The sequence below is a fragment of the Blastococcus sp. SYSU DS0617 genome (assembly GCF_054051075.1).
In genome coordinates, this window is the sequence record NZ_JBJHAO010000017.1 from 62,034 (window position 1) to 81,912 (window position 19,879).

A 19,879-nucleotide genomic window follows, 5' to 3' on the forward strand; every position below is an offset into this window, starting at 1 on the left:
GCTCAGTCCTCCAGCTCGGGCGCGGCGAACAACGGGGCCAGCCCGTTGTCCGGCGCCGGAGCCACCCGCCCGCTGTCCTTGACCTCCGGGATCGTGTCCCGCACGGGGATCTCGGGCAGCCCACGGGCATCCCGCTCCAGGGCGGCCAGCAGGCGCTCCTCGTCCGGTGCGAGGTCGCCCGGCCCCAACCGCGGGCCGGACCCGAGTGCGTCGGCGGCGGCCGTCGTCCTGTCCTCGGGGTCGCTCCCGTCCGGTCCGGCCATGCTCACGGCGCTCACCCCCGCCGGGCTCAGCGGGGGAAGTTGGGCTCGAGACGCGGCACGATCTGCATCTCGGGCACGAACGCCGAGGGGTGCAGCAGCACGAGGGTGCGCACCATCTCGGCCACCGCCGACGGCGGCATCATGAGGTGACCGGGGATCCCCCACTGCTCCATCATCGGCGTGTCCATGGCCGCCGGGATGACCGACTGCACCCGGCACGGGAAGGGCCGCTCGCTCCCGTCGGGCTGGGTCACCGCCTTCTCCCGCAGCTCCCGCTGGATGCACCGCGTCGCGTTGAGGAAGCCGGCCTTCGAGCCGTTGTAGGCGATGGCGCCGCTGCCGGAGGTGATCGCCGAGAGCGACACGATGTGCACGACGTCGGCGGTGCGCCCCTCGGGGAGGTGCTGCACCCGCTTGGTGAACTCGCTGGTGAGGAAGACGGGGCCCTCGAAGTTCACCGCCTGCACCCGCCGGTAGTCGGCGAGGTCGATGTCGGTGATGTAGCCGGGCCGGTCGATGCCCGCGACGTTGACCAGGATGTCGAAGCTGTCCCCGTGGGCGTCGAAGAGACCGCCGACCACGGTGCGCCGGCTCTCGTCGTCGGTGACGTCCAGGGCCACCACCTCGGCGCTGCCGCCGGCGTCGGTCACCAGACGGCCGGTCTCCTCGCTGCCGGTCGCGTCGATGTCCGCGATCGCGACGTGCGCCCCGGCCTCGGCCAGCGCCACGGCCGTGGCCCGGCCCAGCCCGCTCGCGGCTCCCGTTACGAGCGCGACGCGCCCCTTCAGCGACTCCTGCATCCGGTCCTCCAGGTCATGCTCCGATCGACTCCCCCCAGCCTCGCCGACAACCGCACCGGTCGCAGGTCGGAGCCGGCCGGCTCAGCTCCCGACGCGGCCGGTGGCGACCGCACCCCGGAACGAGGGCGACGGCTCCCAGACGTCGGCCAGGGGGCCGTCAGGCAGCAGGAACCAGTCCGGCGTCCTCGATCATCCGGGCCTGCTCCCGGCACCACGGCGACCACGCGTCGCCCTCGGTCTCCTGCCGCCGGCGGAACGCCGCCCAGTCCAGCAGCTCCCACGCGCCGACCTCGGTCGGGTCGGGTGCCGGCGAGCCGGTGTACCGCCCCAGGTAGACGGGGCAGATCTCGTTTTCGACGACCCCGCGGAACTCGGCCCGGTAGCGATAGCCGGGCAGCGCCGGGCGGAGCTCGGCGACCTGTAGGCCCAGCTCGAAGGCGGCCCGACGGGCGATCGCCTCGTGGTCGCCCTCGTCCGGTCCGGGGTGGCCGCAGACGGTGTTGGTCCACATGCCCGGGAACGTCTGCTTCCCGTCCGCGCGCCGGGTGACCAGCAACCGGCCGGCGTCGTCGAACAGGTACGCGGAGAAGGCGCGGTGCAGCGGCGTCTCCCCGTGGTGCACCAGCGGCTTCGGCATGGTGCCGACGGCGCGACCGTCGTCGTCGACGAGCACGATCAGCTCGGTGGTGGGGGCGGTCACCGCCCCATCGTCCCTGACCGCGTCCGCCCGCGCCCGGGATCCCCGCACCGCGTCCGCAGGCGGTGCGCGCCGGCCGGGAAGGGGGCACAGTCATCGGGTGGACAGCTTCCGCCGCGACGGCCTGACCTTCGACGTCCGTGACGCCGGCCCCGGGGACGGCGAGCCCGTCGTCCTGCTGCACGGCTTCCCGCAGGACTCCGCCGCCTGGGACCGCGTCGCCCCGGCGCTGCACCAGCACGGGCTGCGCACCCTGGCGCCGGACCAGCGGGGCTACTCCCCCATGGCCCGGCCCCGCGGGCGGGCGCACTACCGGCTCCGCGAGACGGTGGGCGACGTGCTGGCGCTGCTCGACGCGGCGGGGCTGGAGAGCGCGCACGTGGTCGGCCACGACTGGGGCGGCATCGTGGCGTGGGGCCTCGGGGCGTGGCATCCGGACCGGGTCCGCAGCCTCACCGCCCTGTCCGTGCCGCACCCGGCCGCCATGGCCAAGGCCATGGTCACCAGCGACCAGGGACTGCGCTCCTACTACGTGGGCGTGTTCCAGCTGCCGCTGCTGCCCGAGCGGCTGCTGCTGGCCGGGAACGGCGCCGTGCTGCGCCGGATGCTCCGCTCCGGCGGGCTGGACGACGCCGTCGTCGACCACTACGTCGGCCGGATGCAGGAGCCGGGAGCGCTGTCCGCGGCGCTGGGCTGGTACCGCGCGCTGCCGTGGGCCGGCCGGGACCCGGTCGGGAAGGTGCGCGTGCCCACGCTGCACGTGTGGAGCACCGGCGACGCCTTCCTCGGCCGGGCCGCGACCGAGGCCACCGAGCGGTTCGTCGACGCCCCCTACCGGCTGGAGGTGCTCGAGGGCGTGCCGCACTGGATCCCCGAGCTGGCCGCGGACCGCGTCGCCGAGCTCGTCACCGCGCACGTGCGCACCGCGGCGTCCTGACCAGCGCGAGCCGACGGGCGGGGTCCTCGGCAGACTGACTCCCATGACGGCGACGACGTCCCCCGCGACCCGGGCCGAGCGGCTCGACCGGCTGCCCTTCACCCGCGAGCACGGCCGGCTGGTCTTCGGCTCCGGTCTGGGCTGGGCGCTGGACGCCATGGACGTCGGGCTGATCTCCTTCGTCCTCGCGGCGCTGGCCACCCAGCAGCAGTGGGGCATCACGGACACCGAGCTGTCCTGGATCGCCTCCATCGGCTTCGTCGGCATGGCCCTGGGCGCCACCCTGGGCGGGCTGCTCGCCGACCGGATCGGCCGGCGCCAGGTCTTCGCGCTGACCCTGCTGGTGTTCGGCCTGGCCACCGGCGCCGCCGCGCTCTCCTGGTCGGTGGGCGCACTCCTGGTCTTCCGCTTCCTCATCGGGCTCGGCCTCGGCGCCGAGCTGCCCGTGGCCTCGACGCTGGTGAGCGAGTTCGCCCCGGCGCGCGTCCGCGGCCGGGTGGTCGTCTGGCTGGAGGCGTTCTGGGCGGTCGGCTGGACCTTGGCCGCGCTGATCGGCTTCTTCGTCGTGCCGCGCAGCGACGAGGGCTGGCGCTGGGCGCTCGCCATCGGCGCCCTCCCGGCGCTCTACGCCGCGGTCGTCCGCTGGGGGCTGCCCGAGTCGGTGCGCTTCCTGGAGACCCGCGGGCGGGTCGAGGAGGCCGAGGCCGCGGTACGGCGGTTCGAGGAGTCCGCGGGCGTGCCGGCCGTCGCCTCGCCCGTGGCGACGCCGGTCGCAGCACCCGGACCGCGCGCCCTCTGGGCGATCGGGACCCGGGCGCGCACCGCGGCGCTGTGGACCGTCTGGTTCAGCATCAACTTCGCCTACTACGGCGCCTTCATCTGGCTGCCCTCGCTGCTGGTCGCCAACGGCTTCGACCTGACCAGGTCCTTCGAGTACACGCTGTACATCACCCTCGCCCAGTTGCCGGGGTACGCCGTGGCCGCGTTCCTGATCGAGAAGTGGGGACGGCGGGCCACCTTGACGACCTTCCTCCTCGGCTCGGCCCTGGGGGCCGGGATGTTCGCCGCGGCCGACAGCGACACCGCCATCCTCCTCACCGGCATGGTGCTGTCGTTCTTCAACCTGGGGGCGTGGGGCGCGCTCTACGCGGTGACGCCGGAGGTCTACCCGACGGTGCTGCGGGCGACGGGCGCCGGCGCCGCGGCGGGCTTCGGCCGGCTGGCGTCCATCGCCGCGCCGCTGGCCGTGCCGTACCTCGTCGACGGCGGGGGCACCGGTCTGGTGTTCGGCACCTTCGCCGCTTTCTTCGTCCTCGGCGCGCTGGCCACGTGGGGCCTGCCCGAACGCCGCGGCCAGGCGCTGGACGACGACGTCCCGACCCCCGTGGACGCGCGCACCGCCTGACCCCTGCGCCGGGATCAGGGAACCTGATCGTGGCGCGTCCTCCCTCACCGCCCACCGTGAGGGAGGACGCGCTCCGGTGAGGGAGGACGCGCCCCGGTGAGAGCAGACACCGGCCCGCCGCGCGCCGTCATCAGCGTGTCCCCTCACCGACGGCCCGGCGTGCAAAGATGTCTTTGCAAAGGTTTCTTTGCGGTCTACCGTGAGCGACATGCCGTCCGTGCCGCCCTCCGACGACGCCATCGACGTCCACGACGTCCGCGCCCTGCGCGCCCTCGCCCATCCGCTGCGGATGAGCCTGCTGGGAGCGCTGCGCAACGACGGGCCGTCCACCGCCAGCCGGCTCGCCGACCGGCTCGGCGAGAGCAGCGGGGCGACCAGCTACCACCTGCGGCAACTCGCCGCCTTCGGCTTCGTGGCGGAGGTCCCCGGCGAGGGGACGGCGCGCGAGCGCTGGTGGCAGGCCCTGCACCGCAGCACCCGCTGGAACAGCGACGAGTTCGTCGGCCGGCCCGGGGGCCGAGAGCTGGTCGACGAGCTGAACGACCGCATCGTGGCCCAGCAGCGCCGGCTGCTCGCCGCCTACGGGGCACAGCGCGAGCAGCTCGACGACGACTGGAGCTCCGCCGCCTCGCTCAACGACTGGGCGCTGCGCCTCTCCCCCGCCCGCGCCCGCGAGCTGATCGGCGAGCTGAACGGCGTCGTCCAGCGGTGGCGTGACGAGAACGAGGAGCCCGACCAGGCCCGGGTGCACGTCCTGCTCGATCTCATCCCGCTCAAGGACTACCCCCTGTGACCGGCGTCCTGGGCCCGGACCAGGCCCGCCGGCGCTTCGTCGGGCTGACCGCGCTGCGGTGGCTCCCGGTGGGGGTGGCCGTTCCGGTGTCGGTGCTGCTCGCCACGGAGCGCGGCCTCTCGCCGTCCGAGATCGGCGTGACGATCGCCGTCTACGGCGCCGTGACGCTCCTGCTGGAGCTGCCCACCGGCGGCCTGGCCGACGCCGTCGGGCACCGGCCGGTCCTCGCTCTCTCCGGCCTGTTCACCGTGGCCGCGCTGCTCACCATGGCGGTCGCGGACAGCATGCAGCTGTTCGTCGTGGCCTGGGCGCTCAAGGGCGTGGCCCGGGCGCTGGACTCCGGCCCGCTCGAGTCCTGGTACGTGGACACCGTCCACCTGACCGAGCCCGGCGCGGACGTGACACCCGGCCTCTCCCGCGCAGCGGCCGCCGATGCCGCCGGGCTGGCTGTGGGGGCGGTGCTCGGCGGAGTGCTCCCGTTGCTGGTCGACCGCAGCGGCGCTGCGGCCCTGACCCTGCCACTGCTGCTCGCCGCGGCCTTCGGCGTCGTCCACGTCCTCGCCGTGCTGCTGCTCGTTGTGCCCGTCCGGCGCCTGGAGGCGTCCGGTCTCGCGGCGGTGCGGTCCGGGATCCGCGAGGTACCGCTGGTCATCACGGCGACCGTGCGGCTCGTGCTGCGCGACCGTCTCCTGCGCCTGCTGCTGACCTGCTCCTTCCTCGTCGGCCTGGTGCTCACCTCGCTCGAACTGCTCGGCCCGCTGCACATCGCCGACCTGGCCGGGTCCCCGGAAGCGGGGGCGGCCGTGTTCGGGACCGTCACCGCGATCTCCTTCGCCGCGGCAGCGGTGGGCTCGCTGCTCGCACCGGCGCTCGGGCGGGCCGCGCGCGGCTCGGTGGCCGCGGCCAGCGTGGTCACCTCGATACTCGGCGCGCTCGCCGTCGCGGCGTTCGCGCTGTCCCCCGCCGTCGTCCTCGCTGCCGCCGCCTACTCGCTGTTCTACCTGGTCAACGCCGCCTCCTCGCCGCTGCGCCAGCAGCTGCTGCACCACCAGACGACGGCCGGGCAGCGCTCGACCACCATCTCCGCGAAGTCGCTGGCGCTCATGCTCGGCGGGATCCTCGGCAACCTGCTCCTCCCCCGGCTGGCCGAGGGTGCCGGATTGCCCGCCGGGCTGGTCGCCGGAGCCGGCGCGATGCTGCTCCTGGCCGCGGTCTCCCTCGGCCTGCGGGCTCGCCCGGCCGATGCCGGTTCGCTCCCCCCCGACCGGGTAGCGGCAGGTCATGGCTGAGTTCTCACCGGGTCACCTGAAGGGCGCCACGGTCGCGATCACCGGCGCGAGCGGCAACGTCGGGACGGCGTTGCTGCGGCGGCTGACCGCACCGGGCAGCGGCGTCGCGGAGGTGCGCGGGCTGGCGCGCCGGGTGCCGCCCGAGGTGGCGCCCTACGACGGCGTCCGCTGGTTCTCCGCCGACATCGGGGAGCCGGACAGCGACACCGTCCTGGCGGAGTTCATGGACGGCGCGGACGTCGTGATCCATCTCGCCTGGGCACTGCAGCCCGGCCGCGAGCCCGAGCGGCTGCACCGGGTGAACGTCGACGGCTCATGGCGGGTCGCCCGTGCCGCGAGCGCCGCCGGAGTACAGCAGTTCCTGCACATGTCCTCCATCGGCGCCTACGCCGCCGGTGCCGTCGGGCACAGGGTCACCGAGGACTGGCCGACCACCGGCGTCCCCAGCGCGCAGTACAGCCGGGACAAGAGCGAGGCCGAGCGAGTGGTCCGCCAGGTCCTCGCGCACCGGACGCCCACGGTGCTGTCGGTCGCCCGCCCGACCCTCGTCCTGCAGCCGGCGGCCGGCAGCGAGATCGGGCGCTACTTCCTCGGCCCGCTGTTCTTCGGTGCCGCGCGCCTGCTCCCCGGCTCGGTGGCACGGCTGCTGCCCCTGCCGCTGCCCCGGGTGGCGGTCTCCTTCGTGCACGCCGACGACGTCGCCGATGCTCTCGAGCAGATCGTCGACCGCCGGGTGCCCGGACCCTTCAACATCGCGGCCGAGCCGGTCCTGGACGCCGGCGGCATCGCCAAGGCACTCGGCACCCGCCGGATCCCGGTGCCCGCGATCGCCGTGCGTGTGCCGCTGCAGGCTGCCTTCGCCGCGCACCTGGTGCCCACCGAGCCCGGCTGGCTGGACATGGGCACGTCGCTGCCGGCGTTGGACACCACCCGCGCCCGCACGCTGCTGGACTGGGCGCCGGTCCACCGCAGCGACGACGTGCTGCGCCAGTTCGTCGCCGCGCTGGGCGCCGGCACCGGCGGGCCCGGCGCGCTGCTGCGGCCTGCGTCCGGCCCGGAGCTCGACCCCGCCGGCGACCCGGCGAACGTGCCCGGCCCCCGGGCCGACTGAAACCCGGGGGTCCCGGGCGCCGACTCAGGACCGGCTGGGCACGGCGCACTCCTGCCGACGAGCGGGCATCCCCGCTACGGTCGGCCCATGGGACCAGCATCGAGGACCGCGGTCGCCCTTGCCGTCGGCACCGTGCTGACGAGCGCCGGCTGCAGCTCGTCCGCCGATCCCGGCCTCGCCGCGTTCGACCGCCCCACCAGCAGCGAGGACGCGATCCCCGCGGGGGTCGAGCTCGAGCAGGAGTACGACGAGATCCGCTACATCGGCGAGGCAGCAGACGCCCGCGTCTACGCCGCCCGAGGACGGGCCGACCGCCCGTGGTGCGTGGTCGTCGTGCTCGCCCCCTCCGCGGAGGGCGACGCGTGGGCTGCCAGTTCGTCGTGCGCCGACGACGCCCGCTTCGCCGAGGCGGGGGTCTTCTCCACCGTGCGCGGTCCCGCCGGCCGGCAGGGCGGCGCTGTGCTGCTGCCGGACGACTTCGCCGGTGAGGTGCGGTCCGGCTGGGAGGTCGTCGAGCCGAACCTCGCCGTCCCCGGCGACTCGTAGCCGCGGCTCAGGACCGGCTGGTCCACGCCCCCACGTCGCGGCCGGTCCGGGCGAAGACCTCCGACGCGCGGTCGGCGCGGAGGGCGACCAGCGTCGCCTCGCCCTCGGCCAGCGTGATCTCCGGGGCGTCCTCGGCCACCAGGCGCGCGGTGGCCGTGGCCCGGCGGCCCTCGACCGAGACCAGCTCGCCGGTGACCACGAGCGGCACGCCCAGGTGCACCGGGCGGCGGTAGGAGACGGTCAGCGTGGCGGTCAGCCCGCCGTGACCGGCAGCGCGCGCCGACCGGGCGAGCACGTGGTCCAGCAGGGTGGCGACGACGCCGCCGTGCACCAGGCCGGGCGGGCCCTCGTGCTGCTTGCCGACCGTCACCCTGCCCACGCAGCGGCGCTCCTCGGGCAGGTCCTCCACGACCATGGGCGGCGCCACCGGGCTCCCCGGGCCGTAGACCGGGCTGTACCAGCGCTCGCCGGTCGCCGGGTCGTCCACCGTCGCGATCTCGTGCACCTCGCGGAGCTCCTCGGACAGCAGTCCGGTGAGCTCCCGCGCCGCCCGCGTGGCCGCGGCGAGCCGGTCCGGCGACACCTCGGTACGGACCGCGGCGTCGACCAGTTCCCGCAGCGCCTGGCCGAGCTCCGCGACGGCGTCCCGGCGGACTCCGCGCTCCTCGGCGGTCAGCTCGGGGCGCTCAGCCACGAGGCATGCCGGCCTCGCGCAGCAGCCCGCCGCCGATGATGACCCGCTGCACCTCGCTGGTGCCCTCGTAGAGCCGGAACAGCCGGGCGTCGCGGTAGAAGCGCTCGACCGGCGTGGTGCGCAGGTAGCCCATGCCACCGTGGATCTGCACGGCGCTGTCGGTCGCGCGGGCGACCATCTCGGTGCAGTAGAGCTTGGCCGACGACGGGCCGATGGACATGTCCTCGCCGCTGTCGTAGCGCTCGGCCACCTCGCGCACCATGCTGCGGCCGGCCAGCAGCTCGGCGTGCATGTCCGCGAGCATCGCCTGCACCAGCTGGAAGCGACCGATGGGCGCACCGCCCTGCTTCGCCGTCGCCGCGTAGGCCACCGACTCGTCGAGCACCCGCTGGGCCATGCCGACGCACAGCGCGGCGATGTGCAGCCGCCCCCGGGAGAGCACGGTGAGCGCCTTGGCGTAGCCGCGGCCCTCCTCGCCGATCAGGGCCTCGGCGGGCACCCGGACGTCGTCGAAGAAGACCTCGGCGGTCCAGGCACCGGACTGCCCCATCTTCTTGTCCTTCGGCCCCACCGTGACCCCGGGCGTGGAGGTCTCGACCGCGAAGCTGGAGATCCCGCGACCACCCTTCTCCTCCGGGTTGGTGCGCGCGAAGACCATGAAGAGGTCGGCCAGCGGGGCGTTGGTGATGTAGCGCTTGCTGCCGTTGATGACCCACGAGTCGCCGTCGCGGCGGGCGGAGGTGCGCAGCCCGGCGGGGTCGGAGCCGGCCTCGGCCTCGGTGAGGGCGAAGGAGCCGATCAGCTCTCCGGCGGCCAGGCCGGGCAGGTACTTCTTCTTCTGCTCCTCGCTGCCGAACTTGGCGATCACCTGCCCGGCGATGCCGTTGTTCGTGCCGAACAGCGAGCGGAACGCCGGCGTCGTGTAGCCGAACTCCATGGCCAGCTGCACGTCCTCGACCATGCCGACGCCGAGCCCGCCGTACTCCTCGGGCAGCGCGTACCCGAACAGCCCCATCTCGGCGATCTGCGCACGCAGCTCGTCGGGGATGCGGTCCTCGTCCTCGATGCGTTCCTCGAGCGGGATGACCTCGTCGCGCACGAGCTGACGAACGGCGGCCTTGATCTGACGGAAGTCCTCGGCGTCCACGAGCACATTGTCGCCCTACCGGGCGACACCGCGACCAACTACCCGCTCCAGGGTCGCTGAGCGCGTCCGTCGTTCCTCGCGGGACCCTCCGGGCCCCACTCGTCACGACCCTGCGGGGCGACACCGCGACCAGGTGCCCGCTGCGCGCCGTCGAGTCCCGCTCCACCGCGGGTCCGGGAGTGCGAATCATGCGAACTCGTGGCCATCGAGGGGTGATGGCCACGAGTTCGCATGGTTCGAGGGGATCAGGCCAGCGCGTCCAGGCGGGTCATGTCCTCGTCGGAGAGGGTCACGCGCGCCGCACCCAGGTTCTCGGTCAGGTGGTCGACGGACTTCGTGCCGGGGATCGGGAGGATCACGGGCGACTTCTGCAGCAGCCAGGCCAGCGCCACCTGCGACGGCGTGGCGTCGAGCTCGCGGGCGATGTCGGCGACCGGACTGTCGGGCGAGGCCAGGTCACCGGTCGCGATCGGGAACCACGGGATGAAGGCGATGCCCTCGGCGGTGGCGTAGTCCAGGACGTCCTGGCTCTGCCGGTTGGTGAGGTTGTAGAGGTTCTGCACGCTGACGATCTCGGTGATCTCGCGCGCGGCCTTCAGCTCCTCCACCGACACCTCGGAGACACCGATGTGCCGCACCTTGCCCTGCTCCTTGAGCTCGGCGAAGGCGCCGAGCTGGTCGGCCAGCGGAACCTCGGCGTCGATGCGGTGCAGCTGGATCAGGTCGATCCGCTCGAGCTTCAGGTGGCGCAGCGAGAGCTCCACCTGCTGCTTGAGGTACGCCGGCCGGCCGACCGGCGTCCAGATGCCGGGGCCCTGTCGGGTCAGCCCGGCCTTGGTGGCGATGACCAGACCCTCGCCGTAGGGGTGCAGCGCCTCGGCGATGATCTGCTCGCTGACCTCGGGGCCGTAGGAGTCGGCGGTGTCGATGAAGTCGACGCCCTGCTCGACCGCGGCCCGTACGACGCGGACGGCGGCGGCGCGGTCGGCCGGCTCGCCCCAGACGCCGGGGCCGGGGAGCTGCATCGCGCCGTAGCCGAGCCGGTGCACGGGGAGGTCCCCGCCGATGGTGAACGTGTCGCTGAGCTGTGCGGTGGTCATGCCTCCAGCCAGCGCGGCAGGCACCGCGCGTGTTCCCGGCCGGGCGTGTTCGATGGGTGGCGTGAGCGAGGGGAACCGGGACGGGCAGATCGTCGTGCTGCGGCACGGGCAGACCGAGTGGAGCCGCAGCGGCCAGCACACCGGGACGACGGACCTCCCGCTGCTGCCCGAGGGCGAGGAGCAGGCGCGGTCGCTGCGCGGGGGACTGGCCGGCCGCGCGTTCGTCCAGGTGCGGGTCAGCCCGCTGCAACGAGCCCGGCGCACGGCGGAGCTCGCCGGGCTGGTGGCCACCGACGTCGATCCGGACCTCGCGGAGCTCGACTACGGCGGCTTCGAGGGCCGGACCACCGCCGAGATCAGCCGGGACCTCGGGCGCACCTGGTCGATCTGGCGGGACGGGACCGTCGACGCCGAGGTCCCGGGCGAATCACTGGCCGACGTGGGCGCCCGCGTGGACCGGGTGCTGGACCGGGCCCGCGCCCGGCTGACCGACGGCGACGTCGCCCTGGTGGCGCACGGGCACGTGCTGCGGGTGCTCACCGCCCGCTGGCTCGGCCTGGAACCGGCCGCCGGGGCACTGTTCGCGCTGCCCGCCGGGCGCTACGGCGTGCTCGGCCACGAGCACGGGCGGCCGGTGCTCACCGGCTGGGCGCTGGGCTGACGCCGGCGGGCCGGCTCAGCGGGACCGGATGGACCGGCTGGAAGCGGCTGTCCTCGTCCTCGGCCGGCTGCTCGGGCCGCACGGGACGGCCGAACAGCCAGCCCTGGCCGAGGTCGGCACCCAGCTCGGCGACCTGCTCGGCCAGCGCCTCGGTCTCGATCCCCTCGGCGACGACGACGGCGCCCAGTTCGTGGGCGAGATCGGTGACGGCCTTCAGCACCGTGCGGGCGCCCTCGTCGGGCAGCCCCTGCACCAGACCCTTGTCCAGCTTGACCACCTCGGGCCGGACGGCGGCGAGCAGCGAGAGGCTCGAGTAACCGGCGCCGACGTCGTCGAGCGCGACCCGCCACCCCAGCGACCGGTAGTGCTCGAGCACCGACACGAGGTGCCCGCGGTCGGCGACCGCGTGGGACTCCACGACCTCGAAGACGAACTGCTCGGGCGCCAGCCCGGAGGCGTGCGCCACCTGCTCGGTACTGGCCAGGCAGACCTGGGCCCGGTAGATCGACGTCGGGTTGAAGTTGATGAACAGGTCCTGGCCGCCGATCCAGGGCGCCGCCCCGGTGATGGCCGACTCCCGGCCGATGCGGTCGAGCCGGCCCAGCCAGCCGGCGGACTCGGCGACGAAGAACAGGTCGCCCCCACCCACCTCGCGACCGTCGACGAAGCCACGCAGCAGCGCCTCGTGCGCGACGACGGAACGATCGGCGAGCCTGACGATCGGCTGGTACGCCGACCAGAACTCGGCCTCGGCCAGGACGCCGACCTCGACGGTCACGCCGCGCCGCGCGAGCTCGACGGCGAGACTGGGCGCCGTCAGCAGGGCGGCGGTGCGCGCCGCGCCGTCCTCGGGCGGGTCGGTGGCCACGCGGACCGCCTCGAGCTCCGCAGCGGTGAGGTCGCGGGCGAGCCGCTGGAAGAGCCGGTCGACGCCGCGGCCCCCCTTGGGGTCGACGACGTCGACCAGGTGCGGCGCGGTGCTGACGTTCAGCCCCAGCGACTTCGCGGTGCGCGAGACGGTCGGCAGGACGTGGCCGATGGCGGTGGCCAGCAGCACCCGAGCGGCGGCGCCGGGCACGTCCCAGTGCGAGCGGCAGCTGCAGACGCCCCCGCAGATGGTTCCCACGCCAGCAGGATGACCCACCCGGCGCCGGAGCGCAGGAGGCGCGCGGCGCGGCCGGCCACCTCCACCGGGTGACTCACCGCTGATTCACAGCTGACCCTCAAGAGTTTCGAGACTTGAGTCCCTTAAGCTTCGGGCATGGCCGTTCTCTCTGCCCCCGACGTCCGTCCCAGTCGTGGCGGCCGGCCGCGCGATCCCAGCCGGGACGGCGTCATCCGCGCCGCCATCCTCCGGCTGCTGGCCGACGTCGGCTACGGCGCGCTGACCATGGACGCCGTCGCGGCGGAGGCCGGTGTCGGCAAGGCCACCATCTACCGGCGCTGGCGCACCAAGGAGCAGCTGGTCGTCGACACGGTGTCCGACATGAACGCCGTCGAGGCCAGCCCCCCGGACACGGGCTCGCTGGAGGGCGACCTGCGCCAGCTGATGCGCTCGATGGTGTCGCTCATCAACGGACCGGCCGGTGCGGCCACGCAGGCACTGCTCTCCTCCATGCCGCACCAGCCGGCGCTCGCCGACGCGTTCCGCGCGGGCCCTCTGGCCCTGTGGCAGACGGCCTTCCACCAGATGTGGGCGCGGGCCGAGGAGCGCGGGGAGCTCCCGTCCGGCCTGGTCGACACTCCCGTCACCGACGCCATCGGCGCCCCGCTGGCGCAGCGCTGGCTGGCCACCGGTCAGCCGGTGACCGACGAGTACGCCGACTCGGTCGTCGACATGGTCGCGCTCCCGCTGCTGCGGGCCCACGGCGCGACGGTCTGAGCCCGGCTACCAGCCGAGCGTTCCCGGCGCGCCCTTGAAGGGGCCGACCACCTCGTCGGTGATCCAGCCTCCGTAGAAGTCGCCCGGCTGCGGTCGGACGACCTCGCCGTCGACGGTGACCCGGTCCAGCCGGCCCGGGTAGAAAGCCACCGCACCGGCCAGGTGCTCGTAACCGGGGGTCGGCCGCTCGTAGGACCACCCGGCCGACGGCACCCGCCGGCCGCCGACGACGACGTCCCAGTAGGTGGCCTGGCCCTTCCACTCGCACCACGACCCGCCGTCGGCGCGCTCCAGCAGCTCGGCGGCGAGGTCTGCGCGCGGCACGTAGTAGGTGGGCGGGTGGCTGGTCTCGCACACCCGGATCGCCCGCCGGGTGTCGCCCAGCACCTGCCCGCCGACCTCCAGCACGACGTGCCGTGGTGTCACCAGGGCCGAGGGCGGCCGCGGGTAGTCCCAGACGGACTCCTGACCCGGCCCGACGGGATCGCGACGGACCGGCACCTGCTCAGCGCCTCCGGGGACGGATCTCCCGGACCACGACGTCGCGGCGGACCTTCCGCTCCTGGCCCCGGTGCCGGACCTTCTGCACCACGACGACCGTCGCCAGCAGGCCGACGGCGCCGGCAGCTGCCATGCCCACGGGCGTCTGCAGCCAGCGCACGACGGCGTCCTGGCCCTTGGCGCGCAGGCGCGTGGGGCTCGTCCGGTAGGTCAGCTGGTCCAGCGTGGCGGCCAGCGACTCGCGGGCGGCGTCGATCTCCAGCTGGATCTGTCGGGGGTCGCGAGGCACCCCGACAGCCTGCCAGACGTCGCCGGACTCAGCTCATCCACCAGCCGACGTTCATCCTGCGGAGGTGCTCCTAGACTCCGGGACCACGCGGGAGTGGTGTAACGGCAGCCACGCCAGACTTAGGATCTGGTGCCTTCGGGCGTAGGGGTTCGACTCCCCTCTCCCGCACGACAGCGGGACGGCCGGACCGCAGGCGCTCCCGCCGGCCACGCCGAACTGATCGCTGCGCCGGCAGCCGTATCTCGCCTAAGGTCCGGGGCCGATGATCACCGACTTCCTGCTGGACCACTCGGCACTCGTGCCGGGAGTGCTGGCCCTCGTCGGTCTCCTCTGCGCCGTCATCGGTCACGCGACACTCCGCCGCTACGGATCCGGCTCCCGGGTCCTGTGGGCGCTCGCCGGGTCGTCGCTGCTCGTCGTCGTCGCGCTGACGCTGGCCCCGACGGGCCGCGGTGCCTCCGGCCGCGACTGCACGGTCCAGTTCGCGCTCCCCACGCTGGGCAGCGTGGAGCTCCTGGCCAACGTGGCTCTACTGCTCCCGGCAGCGCTCTTCGCCGCACTCGCGACGCGTCGTCCGGCGGCCGTGGCGGTGGCCGGCTCGCTGCTGTCCGCGGCGATCGAGGCGGCGCAGGCGCTCGCGCCCGCCGTCGGTCGCGCGTGCGACACCAACGACTGGCTGATGAACAGCCTCGGCGTCGTCACCGGCGTGCTGCTGGCCGGGGCGACGATCGCCCTGACCGACCGCACCGCGCCCGGACGGTCCGGATCAGAGCTCGACGCGTAGCTCCAGCTCGGCCGAGGGCGCCTCGGGGTCGTCGTCGTCCACCACGGCCAGCAGGTGCACCGCGCCGCCGTCGACGGAGCGCAACCCCAGCCCCTCCACCTTGTGCACCTGGCCGTCGACCTCGGGCACCGGGGTGACCGCCACCACCGTCTCCCCGTCCACCAGCGCCAGCGCGGTGGCGACCACCGGGCCGTCGTCGATGGCGTTCGGGGTGTCCTCCGCCGCGGCGCTCAGCAGCATCCGGCCGTCCGGCAGCGCGACGGCGTCGGTCACCGCCAGGCCCACTCCCTCGACCTCACCCAGCTCGTAGCGCCACGGCTGCCCGACCGGCACCGCCGCGGGGTCCACCCGGCCCAGCACCGCCGCCACCAGTGCCTCCAGCGGAAGCTCCACGCTGGCCGACGGCACGCCCGCGGCCAGGTTGCCCCGGTTGAACCAGCGCACCCGGTCCTCGTGCTGCCCGGCGCCCTCCAGGTTCAGCTCGTCCATCGTCACGCCCAGCCGGCCGGCGGCGCGCTCGTACAGCGGCGCCAGGTCCCCGGCGGTGGCCACGGGCTCCCCGTCCACCAGCCGCACCAGCACACCGCGCATGCGCCGGGGCGAGGAACCGGAGCCGAGCAGCAGCACCGCGGGCTCGCCGTCGACCTCTGCCGGGCACGCCACCTCGAGGTCCGGCTTGAGGCCCTTGGTCCCCGCAGCCTCGGAGAACCGGTCCAGCCCCTCCACCGGAGGGAACACCCGCACCGGCGTCACCGAGCCGGCCCGGCGCCAGGCGGCCACGGTGGCGTCGTCCTGCGCGATCAGCCATCCGTCGCCCAGCGGCGCGATCGCCGAGGCCGCGGTCACCGGCGTGCCGTCGTCGAAGCGCAGCCGACGGATCCCGTCCACGACCAGCCGCATGCCGTCACTGTGCCGGGCCGGCGACCTCCCTGCACCGTCACCCTTGGGGGTGAGGAGCTCCTGCCTCCACTCGAAGGCGGGCACCGGCGCGCCGACCGCTACGGGTATGAGCAACTGCGCCATCGCCGTCGGACGCCGTCGCGCCCCGGAAGGGCCGGACGTCCTGGAGCGGATCGCCTCGTTGGCCGACGTGGACCGCCGCGGTCGCCACGCGGAGGCCGACGACGACCTGCCGATCTACGAGTCCCTGCGCGACGAGCTGGCCGCGGTGGACTGGTTCAGCCTCGGCCGCTGATCCTCAGTGCCCGCCGAGCAGCTCGGCGATGACCGGGACCAGCGCGGCGAACGCCTGGCCGCGGTGGCTGCGGGCGTCCTTCTCCCCCGGTGACAGCTGCGCCGAGGTGACCTCCAGGCCGTCCGGCACGAAGACGGGGTCGTAGCCGAACCCGCCAGTGCCACGGCCCTCGCGGATCACCGTGCCCCGCCACTCCCGCTCCAGAACCCGCTCGGTGCCGTCGGGCAGGACCAGGGCGGCGGCGCACACGAACGCCGCACCCCGCCGGCCGTCGGGCACGTCGGTCAGCTGCGCCAGGAGCAGCGCGGTGTTCGCCGCGTCGTCCCCGTGCCGGCCCGCCCAGCGCGCCGACAGGATCCCCGGCATGCCGTTGAGCGCGTCCACGGTCAGCCCGGAGTCGTCCGCCACCGCCGGCAGCCCGGTGTGGCGCACCGCCTCGCGCGCCTTGAGCAGCGCGTTCTCCGGAAAGGTCGCGCCGGTCTCCGGCGCCTCCGGGTACTCCTCGACGTCGGCCAGCCCGACGACCTCCACACCGGGGACGGCGGACTGCAGCAGCCGCCGCAGCTCGGCGAGCTTGCCCGCGTTGCGGGTCGCCAGGAGCAGCCGGGTGCTCATCGCGCGAGTGCGGCGGCCTGCAGGCGGGTCAGCTCGGCGCACCCGGCCACGGCGAGGTCGAGCAGCGCGTCGAGGGTCGGCCGGTCGAAGACCGCACCCTCCGCGGTGCCCTGCACCTCGACGAACCCGCCGTCGCCGGTGCACACCACGTTCATGTCGGTGCCGGCGCGCACGTCCTCCTCGTAGGCGAGGTCCAGCCGGGGCTCGCCGTCGATGACACCGACGCTCACCGCGGCCACCGACTGCACGAGCGGCTGCTTCGTGGCCAGCTTCCCGCGCTCGCCCAGCCAGGAGACGGCGTCGGCGATGGCGACGTAGGCGCCGGTGATGGCCGCGGTGCGCGTCCCGCCGTCGGCCTGGAGGACGTCGCAGTCGATCGCGATGCTGTTCTCGCCGAGCGCGCCCAGGTCGATCGAGGCGCGCAGCGAGCGGCCGATGAGCCGGCTGATCTCGTGCGTCCGGCCGCCGATCTTGCCCCGGACCGACTCGCGGTCGCTGCGGGTGTGGGTGGCGCGGGGCAGCATCGAGTACTCCGCGGTCACCCACCCCAGGCCCGAGCCCTTGCGCCAGCGCGGCACGCCCTCGGTCACGCTCGCCGCGCACAGCACCCGGGTGCGGCCGAACTCCACCAGCACCGAGCCCTCGGCGTGGTCGAGCCAGTTGCGGGTGATGGTGACCGGTCGGAGCTGGTCGGCGGAACGGCCGTCGGCGCGGGGTGTGGATCGGGGCTCAGTCACGGGAGCCGACAGTAGTGCGCCCCCCTCGTGCCGCCACGACGAGCGGCTGCCGCGACGGTCACGCGGCACCGATCGTGGCGAACGGCGAGGATCGACCCCATGAGATCGGAGCTGCGTGCCGTCCGGACCGGAGGCGTCCCCGTGGTGGTGGACCTGACCGACGAGTGCGCCGAGTTCGTCCGCGGCGAGACCGACGGGCTGCTGCACGTCTTCGTCCCGCACGCCACCGCCGGCATCGCGCTCATCGAGACCGGATCCGGCAGCGACGACGACCTGCTCGCCCAGCTCGACCAGCTGCTGCCCCGCGACGACCGCTGGCGGCACCGGCACGGCAGCGCCGGGCACGGCCGCGACCACGTGCTGCCGGCCTTCGTGCCCCCGTCCACCGTCGTCCCCGTGCTCGAGGGCCTGATGCAGCTGGGCACCTGGCAGCGCATCTGCCTGGTCGACACCAACACCGACAACCACCAGCGGCAGGTGCGCTTCTCGTTCCTCCCCGGCTGACCACCCGGTGCACTCCGTACACGTCCACACGGCAGGATGCGCGACATGACCGACAGCAGCACCGACACGGCACCCGTCCGCCTCACCCCCGGCGAGCACGCCCCGGAGTTCACGCTGCCCGACGCCGACGGCAAGCCGGTGTCGCTGTCGTCCTACCGGGGGCGGCGCGTGATCGTGTACTGCTACCCGGCGGCGCTGACCCCGGGCTGCACCACGCAGGCCGTCGACTTCACCGCCTCGGCCGGCGACCTGGCCGAGGCCGGCCTGGACATCATCGGCATCTCCCCCGACCCCGCCGAGAAGTTGATCCGGTTCCGGGAGAAGGAGGAGCTGGGCATCACGCTGGTCTCCGACACGGACAAGCAGGTGCTCACCTCCTACGGCGCCTACGGGCCGAAGAAGCTGTACGGCAAGCAGGTCGTCGGGGTCATCCGCTCGACGTTCGTCATCGACGCCGAGGGCCGGATCGAGAAGGCCTCCTACAACGTCAAGGCCACCGGGCACGTCGCCAAGCTGCGCCGCGACCTCGGCCTCGACTGAGCCGCGGCCCGGCGTGCCCGAGGTGACCCTCCCGCCGTGGCCCGAGGTGGCACCGGCGCACGGCGACGTCGTCCTCCGCCCGTTCGCCGAGGACGACGCCGAGCTGGTCCGGGAGCTCTCCTCGGACCCGTACGTGCCGCTGATCAGCACGGTGCCGGCGAGGGCCACGCAGTCGCAGGCCCTGGACTGGATCCACCGCAACCGGGGTCGCCGAGCCGAGGGCGTCGGCTTCTCCTTCGCCGTCGCCGAGGCGTCCACCGGGCGGGCCGTCGGCCAGGTCGGCCTGTGGCTGGCCGAGCTGCCCTCGGGCCGGGCCTCGGCCGGGTACCTCGTGGCGCCGGATTCCCGGGGACGCGGGTTCGCCGGTTCCGCGCTGGCCGCCGTCACGGCGTTCGCGTGGACCGTGCCCCGCCTGCACCGCGTGCAGCTGTTCGTGGAGCCGTCCAACGAGGCCTCCGTCCGCACGGCCCGGAGCGCGGGCTACGAGCCGGAGGGGCTGCTGCGCAGCTACCAGGAGATCGGTGGACGGCGCCGCGACATGCTCGTGTTCGCGGCCCTGCGCCCGAACTGACCGGGCGGCCGGCGGGCTCATCCGCACGGTGTGGTCGCGGTCCTCGCCGTCGACCGCGCGCCCGGCTGCCACACCGCGAGGTCGAGGTCGCCAGGCGTGACCGGTCCGTCAGCGGCCGTCCAGCCCCAGGACGCTGCCGACCAGCGCATCGATGACGGTGGTGGCCGCCTTGAGGTCGGGCGCCCGCGCGGCGAGCACGTCGGAGTAGAGGAACGACTCGCCGAGCCGGACGACGGCGAGCGCCAGCAGCGGGACGGGGACCTGCGGGACCAGCTCGCGCTCCTCGACGTCGCGCTGGAAGAGCGAGGTGTAGGCCTCGACCATCCGCGGGTGGACCAGGCCCTGCGGATCGGTCAGCACCCGGATGGCCATCGCCGGCTCCTCGTCCAGCAGCCGCTGCAGCGCGGGAGCGGTGCCGAGGGCGAAGCGGAAGTCCTCGCTCACCGCCAGGCAGCGCAGCCGGCCCGCCGGTTCCGCGCCCGCGGGCCGCGCGTCGTGCTCCCGCTGGATCCGGATCAGCGTGCGGGCGCCGAGGTGGGCCAGGGCGTTCCCGAGGATCGCATCCCGGTTGCCGGCGCGGCGGAACAGCGTCGCCCGCGAGATGCCGAGCTCGGCGGCCAGGGTGCCGGTGTCCAGCCGCCGGCCGTGGAGCAGCATCCCCGCCGCCGCGCGGACGATCTCGTCGTGAGGCCCCGTCACGCTGGCAGCGTAGGACAGCGGGGGGGGGGGGGGGGGGGGGGGGGGGGGGGGGGGGGGGGGGGGGGCGGGGGGGGGGGGGGGGGGGGGGGGGGGGGGGGGTTCTGGTGCCCGCTTGATTT

Annotated in this window: 26 protein-coding genes and 1 tRNA gene; 14 read left to right on the forward strand and 13 right to left on the reverse strand. The window is 74.4% G+C overall.

The features are described from left to right. Positions 1 to 2: 2 nt before the first annotated feature. The 3 genes from ACI793_RS16695 to idi all read right to left on the reverse strand — a co-directional run bounded on the left by ACI793_RS16695 (position 3) and on the right by idi (position 1,763). Positions 3 to 263 carry a hypothetical protein gene (locus ACI793_RS16695; protein WP_456607521.1) on the reverse strand — a complete coding sequence of 87 codons (261 nt, stop codon included), beginning with the start codon at positions 261 to 263 and terminating at the stop codon, positions 3 to 5. A gap of 26 nt (positions 264 to 289) precedes the next feature. Then, the gene (locus ACI793_RS16700) at positions 290 to 1,063 is read right to left on the reverse strand and encodes an SDR family NAD(P)-dependent oxidoreductase (RefSeq protein ID WP_456607495.1); all 774 of its coding nucleotides are present in this window, start codon (positions 1,061 to 1,063) and stop codon (positions 290 to 292) included. Positions 1,064 to 1,220: 157 nt separating this feature from the next. Further along, positions 1,221 to 1,763, reverse strand: a complete 543-nt coding sequence (gene idi, locus ACI793_RS16705) for an isopentenyl-diphosphate Delta-isomerase (RefSeq protein WP_456607496.1) — start codon at positions 1,761 to 1,763, stop codon at positions 1,221 to 1,223. A gap of 97 nt (positions 1,764 to 1,860) precedes the next feature. Here idi and ACI793_RS16710 point away from each other — a divergent pair, with 97 nt between their 5' ends. From ACI793_RS16710 to ACI793_RS16735, 6 genes are all read left to right on the forward strand, one after another. Next, entirely contained in the window at positions 1,861 to 2,697 is an 837-nt protein-coding gene (locus ACI793_RS16710; protein ID WP_456607497.1) for an alpha/beta fold hydrolase, read from the forward strand. A 43-nt stretch (positions 2,698 to 2,740) separates the two neighbouring features. Then, positions 2,741 to 4,102 (forward strand): MFS transporter, encoded by a 1,362-nt coding sequence (locus ACI793_RS16715; protein ID WP_456607498.1) that lies wholly within the window; start codon positions 2,741 to 2,743, stop codon positions 4,100 to 4,102. Between the two features lie 208 nt (positions 4,103 to 4,310). Next, positions 4,311 to 4,895, forward strand: a complete 585-nt coding sequence (locus ACI793_RS16720; RefSeq protein ID WP_456607499.1) for a helix-turn-helix domain-containing protein — start codon at positions 4,311 to 4,313, stop codon at positions 4,893 to 4,895. Beyond that, positions 4,892 to 6,184 (forward strand): MFS transporter, encoded by a 1,293-nt coding sequence (locus ACI793_RS16725; RefSeq protein ID WP_456607500.1) that lies wholly within the window; start codon positions 4,892 to 4,894, stop codon positions 6,182 to 6,184. Before ACI793_RS16720 ends, ACI793_RS16725 begins: the two co-directional genes overlap by 4 nt. After that, on the forward strand, positions 6,177 to 7,295 hold the full coding sequence (locus ACI793_RS16730; protein ID WP_456607501.1) for an NAD-dependent epimerase/dehydratase family protein: 1,119 nt from the start codon (positions 6,177 to 6,179) through the stop codon (positions 7,293 to 7,295). The genes ACI793_RS16725 and ACI793_RS16730 overlap by 8 nt, the downstream gene beginning before the upstream one ends. A gap of 87 nt (positions 7,296 to 7,382) precedes the next feature. Further along, entirely contained in the window at positions 7,383 to 7,841 is a 459-nt protein-coding gene (locus tag ACI793_RS16735; protein ID WP_456607502.1) for a hypothetical protein, read from the forward strand. 7 nt (positions 7,842 to 7,848) lie between these two features. Here the strand turns inward: ACI793_RS16735 and ACI793_RS16740 are convergent, their stop codons facing one another. The 3 genes from ACI793_RS16740 to ACI793_RS16750 all read right to left on the reverse strand — a co-directional run bounded on the left by ACI793_RS16740 (position 7,849) and on the right by ACI793_RS16750 (position 10,782). Then, positions 7,849 to 8,535 (reverse strand): PaaI family thioesterase, encoded by a 687-nt coding sequence (locus ACI793_RS16740; protein ID WP_456607503.1) that lies wholly within the window; start codon positions 8,533 to 8,535, stop codon positions 7,849 to 7,851. Then, positions 8,528 to 9,682: an acyl-CoA dehydrogenase family protein gene (locus ACI793_RS16745; RefSeq protein WP_456607504.1), complete on the reverse strand. Its 1,155-nt coding sequence runs from the start codon at positions 9,680 to 9,682 to the stop codon at positions 8,528 to 8,530. The genes ACI793_RS16740 and ACI793_RS16745 overlap by 8 nt, the downstream gene beginning before the upstream one ends. Positions 9,683 to 9,927: 245 nt before the next feature. Then, positions 9,928 to 10,782: an aldo/keto reductase gene (locus ACI793_RS16750; RefSeq protein WP_456607505.1), complete on the reverse strand. Its 855-nt coding sequence runs from the start codon at positions 10,780 to 10,782 to the stop codon at positions 9,928 to 9,930. Positions 10,783 to 10,843: 61 nt separating this feature from the next. On the opposite strand from ACI793_RS16750, the gene ACI793_RS16755 reads away from it, so the two are divergent. Then, on the forward strand, positions 10,844 to 11,443 hold the full coding sequence (locus tag ACI793_RS16755; RefSeq protein ID WP_456607506.1) for a histidine phosphatase family protein: 600 nt from the start codon (positions 10,844 to 10,846) through the stop codon (positions 11,441 to 11,443). Here the strand turns inward: ACI793_RS16755 and ACI793_RS16760 are convergent. After that, a complete protein-coding gene (locus ACI793_RS16760) occupies positions 11,421 to 12,569 on the reverse strand; it encodes an EAL domain-containing protein (protein ID WP_456607507.1) in 1,149 nt (382 codons plus the stop codon). The genes ACI793_RS16755 and ACI793_RS16760 overlap by 23 nt on opposite strands. Before the next feature lie 135 nt (positions 12,570 to 12,704). Here ACI793_RS16760 and ACI793_RS16765 point away from each other — a divergent pair, with 135 nt between their 5' ends. Next, positions 12,705 to 13,325, forward strand: coding sequence for a TetR/AcrR family transcriptional regulator (locus ACI793_RS16765; protein ID WP_456607508.1), 621 nt, complete (start codon positions 12,705 to 12,707; stop codon positions 13,323 to 13,325). Between the two features lie 6 nt (positions 13,326 to 13,331). Here ACI793_RS16765 and ACI793_RS16770 read toward each other — a convergent pair whose 3' ends face one another. Both ACI793_RS16770 and ACI793_RS16775 read right to left on the reverse strand, forming a co-directional pair. Continuing rightward, entirely contained in the window at positions 13,332 to 13,826 is a 495-nt protein-coding gene (locus tag ACI793_RS16770) for a DUF427 domain-containing protein (RefSeq protein WP_456607509.1), read from the reverse strand. Positions 13,827 to 13,830: 4 nt separating this feature from the next. Next, on the reverse strand, positions 13,831 to 14,115 hold the full coding sequence (locus ACI793_RS16775; protein WP_456607510.1) for a DUF3618 domain-containing protein: 285 nt from the start codon (positions 14,113 to 14,115) through the stop codon (positions 13,831 to 13,833). Between the two features lie 87 nt (positions 14,116 to 14,202). On the opposite strand from ACI793_RS16775, the gene ACI793_RS16780 reads away from it, so the two are divergent. Both ACI793_RS16780 and ACI793_RS16785 read left to right on the forward strand, forming a co-directional pair. After that, a tRNA-Leu gene (locus ACI793_RS16780) sits at positions 14,203 to 14,283 on the forward strand. A gap of 94 nt (positions 14,284 to 14,377) precedes the next feature. Further along, complete coding sequence (locus ACI793_RS16785; RefSeq protein WP_456607511.1) at positions 14,378 to 14,899, forward strand: VanZ family protein; 522 nt, start codon at positions 14,378 to 14,380, stop codon at positions 14,897 to 14,899. Here ACI793_RS16785 and ACI793_RS16790 read toward each other — a convergent pair. Continuing rightward, a complete protein-coding gene (locus ACI793_RS16790) occupies positions 14,882 to 15,799 on the reverse strand; it encodes a DUF6910 family protein (protein WP_456607512.1) in 918 nt (305 codons plus the stop codon). The two genes, ACI793_RS16785 and ACI793_RS16790, sit on opposite strands and share 18 nt — an antisense overlap. Before the next feature lie 106 nt (positions 15,800 to 15,905). Here ACI793_RS16790 and ACI793_RS16795 point away from each other — a divergent pair, with 106 nt between their 5' ends. Continuing rightward, positions 15,906 to 16,094 carry a hypothetical protein gene (locus ACI793_RS16795; RefSeq protein WP_456607513.1) on the forward strand — a complete coding sequence of 63 codons (189 nt, stop codon included), beginning with the start codon at positions 15,906 to 15,908 and terminating at the stop codon, positions 16,092 to 16,094. A 3-nt stretch (positions 16,095 to 16,097) separates the two neighbouring features. Here the strand turns inward: ACI793_RS16795 and rdgB are convergent, their stop codons facing one another. Together rdgB and rph are read right to left on the reverse strand one after the other, a co-directional pair. Continuing rightward, positions 16,098 to 16,709, reverse strand: a complete 612-nt coding sequence (rdgB, locus tag ACI793_RS16800; RefSeq protein WP_456607514.1) for an RdgB/HAM1 family non-canonical purine NTP pyrophosphatase — start codon at positions 16,707 to 16,709, stop codon at positions 16,098 to 16,100. After that, positions 16,706 to 17,446, reverse strand: a complete 741-nt coding sequence (gene rph, locus ACI793_RS16805; RefSeq protein ID WP_456607515.1) for a ribonuclease PH — start codon at positions 17,444 to 17,446, stop codon at positions 16,706 to 16,708. Before rph ends, rdgB begins: the two co-directional genes overlap by 4 nt. Positions 17,447 to 17,545: 99 nt before the next feature. Here rph and ACI793_RS16810 point away from each other — a divergent pair, with 99 nt between their 5' ends. From ACI793_RS16810 to ACI793_RS16820, 3 genes are read left to right on the forward strand one after another with little or no spacing between them, the layout of a single operon-like run. After that, positions 17,546 to 17,950, forward strand: a complete 405-nt coding sequence (locus ACI793_RS16810; RefSeq protein ID WP_456607516.1) for a secondary thiamine-phosphate synthase enzyme YjbQ — start codon at positions 17,546 to 17,548, stop codon at positions 17,948 to 17,950. A 45-nt stretch (positions 17,951 to 17,995) separates the two neighbouring features. Beyond that, positions 17,996 to 18,490 (forward strand): thioredoxin-dependent thiol peroxidase, encoded by a 495-nt coding sequence (gene bcp, locus ACI793_RS16815; protein WP_456607517.1) that lies wholly within the window; start codon positions 17,996 to 17,998, stop codon positions 18,488 to 18,490. A 22-nt stretch (positions 18,491 to 18,512) separates the two neighbouring features. Next, entirely contained in the window at positions 18,513 to 19,061 is a 549-nt protein-coding gene (locus ACI793_RS16820; protein WP_456607518.1) for a GNAT family N-acetyltransferase, read from the forward strand. 108 nt (positions 19,062 to 19,169) lie between these two features. Here ACI793_RS16820 and ACI793_RS16825 read toward each other — a convergent pair whose 3' ends face one another. Next, the gene (locus tag ACI793_RS16825; protein ID WP_456607519.1) at positions 19,170 to 19,760 is read right to left on the reverse strand and encodes a QsdR family transcriptional regulator; all 591 of its coding nucleotides are present in this window, start codon (positions 19,758 to 19,760) and stop codon (positions 19,170 to 19,172) included. Positions 19,761 to 19,879: the final 119 nt, after the last annotated feature.

Excerpts from the sequence above, each read along its gene's own strand:
- ACI793_RS16750 (WP_456607505.1), bottom strand. The coding sequence starts at position 10,782 with ATGACCACCGCACAGCTCAGCGACACGTTCACCATCGGCGGGGACCTC.
- ACI793_RS16785 (WP_456607511.1), top strand. The coding sequence starts at position 14,378 with ATGATCACCGACTTCCTGCTGGACCACTCGGCACTCGTGCCGGGAGTG.
- ACI793_RS16720 (WP_456607499.1), top strand. The coding sequence starts at position 4,311 with ATGCCGTCCGTGCCGCCCTCCGACGACGCCATCGACGTCCACGACGTC.
- rdgB (WP_456607514.1), bottom strand. The coding sequence starts at position 16,709 with ATGAGCACCCGGCTGCTCCTGGCGACCCGCAACGCGGGCAAGCTCGCC.
- ACI793_RS16790 (WP_456607512.1), bottom strand. The coding sequence starts at position 15,799 with ATGCGGCTGGTCGTGGACGGGATCCGTCGGCTGCGCTTCGACGACGGC.
- ACI793_RS16735 (WP_456607502.1), top strand. The coding sequence starts at position 7,383 with ATGGGACCAGCATCGAGGACCGCGGTCGCCCTTGCCGTCGGCACCGTG.
- ACI793_RS16810 (WP_456607516.1), top strand. The coding sequence starts at position 17,546 with ATGAGATCGGAGCTGCGTGCCGTCCGGACCGGAGGCGTCCCCGTGGTG.
- ACI793_RS16695 (WP_456607521.1), bottom strand. The coding sequence starts at position 263 with ATGGCCGGACCGGACGGGAGCGACCCCGAGGACAGGACGACGGCCGCC.
- ACI793_RS16700 (WP_456607495.1), bottom strand. The coding sequence starts at position 1,063 with ATGCAGGAGTCGCTGAAGGGGCGCGTCGCGCTCGTAACGGGAGCCGCG.
- ACI793_RS16730 (WP_456607501.1), top strand. The coding sequence starts at position 6,177 with ATGGCTGAGTTCTCACCGGGTCACCTGAAGGGCGCCACGGTCGCGATC.
- ACI793_RS16795 (WP_456607513.1), top strand. The coding sequence starts at position 15,906 with ATGAGCAACTGCGCCATCGCCGTCGGACGCCGTCGCGCCCCGGAAGGG.
- bcp (WP_456607517.1), top strand. The coding sequence starts at position 17,996 with ATGACCGACAGCAGCACCGACACGGCACCCGTCCGCCTCACCCCCGGC.
- ACI793_RS16715 (WP_456607498.1), top strand. The coding sequence starts at position 2,741 with ATGACGGCGACGACGTCCCCCGCGACCCGGGCCGAGCGGCTCGACCGG.
- ACI793_RS16765 (WP_456607508.1), top strand. The coding sequence starts at position 12,705 with ATGGCCGTTCTCTCTGCCCCCGACGTCCGTCCCAGTCGTGGCGGCCGG.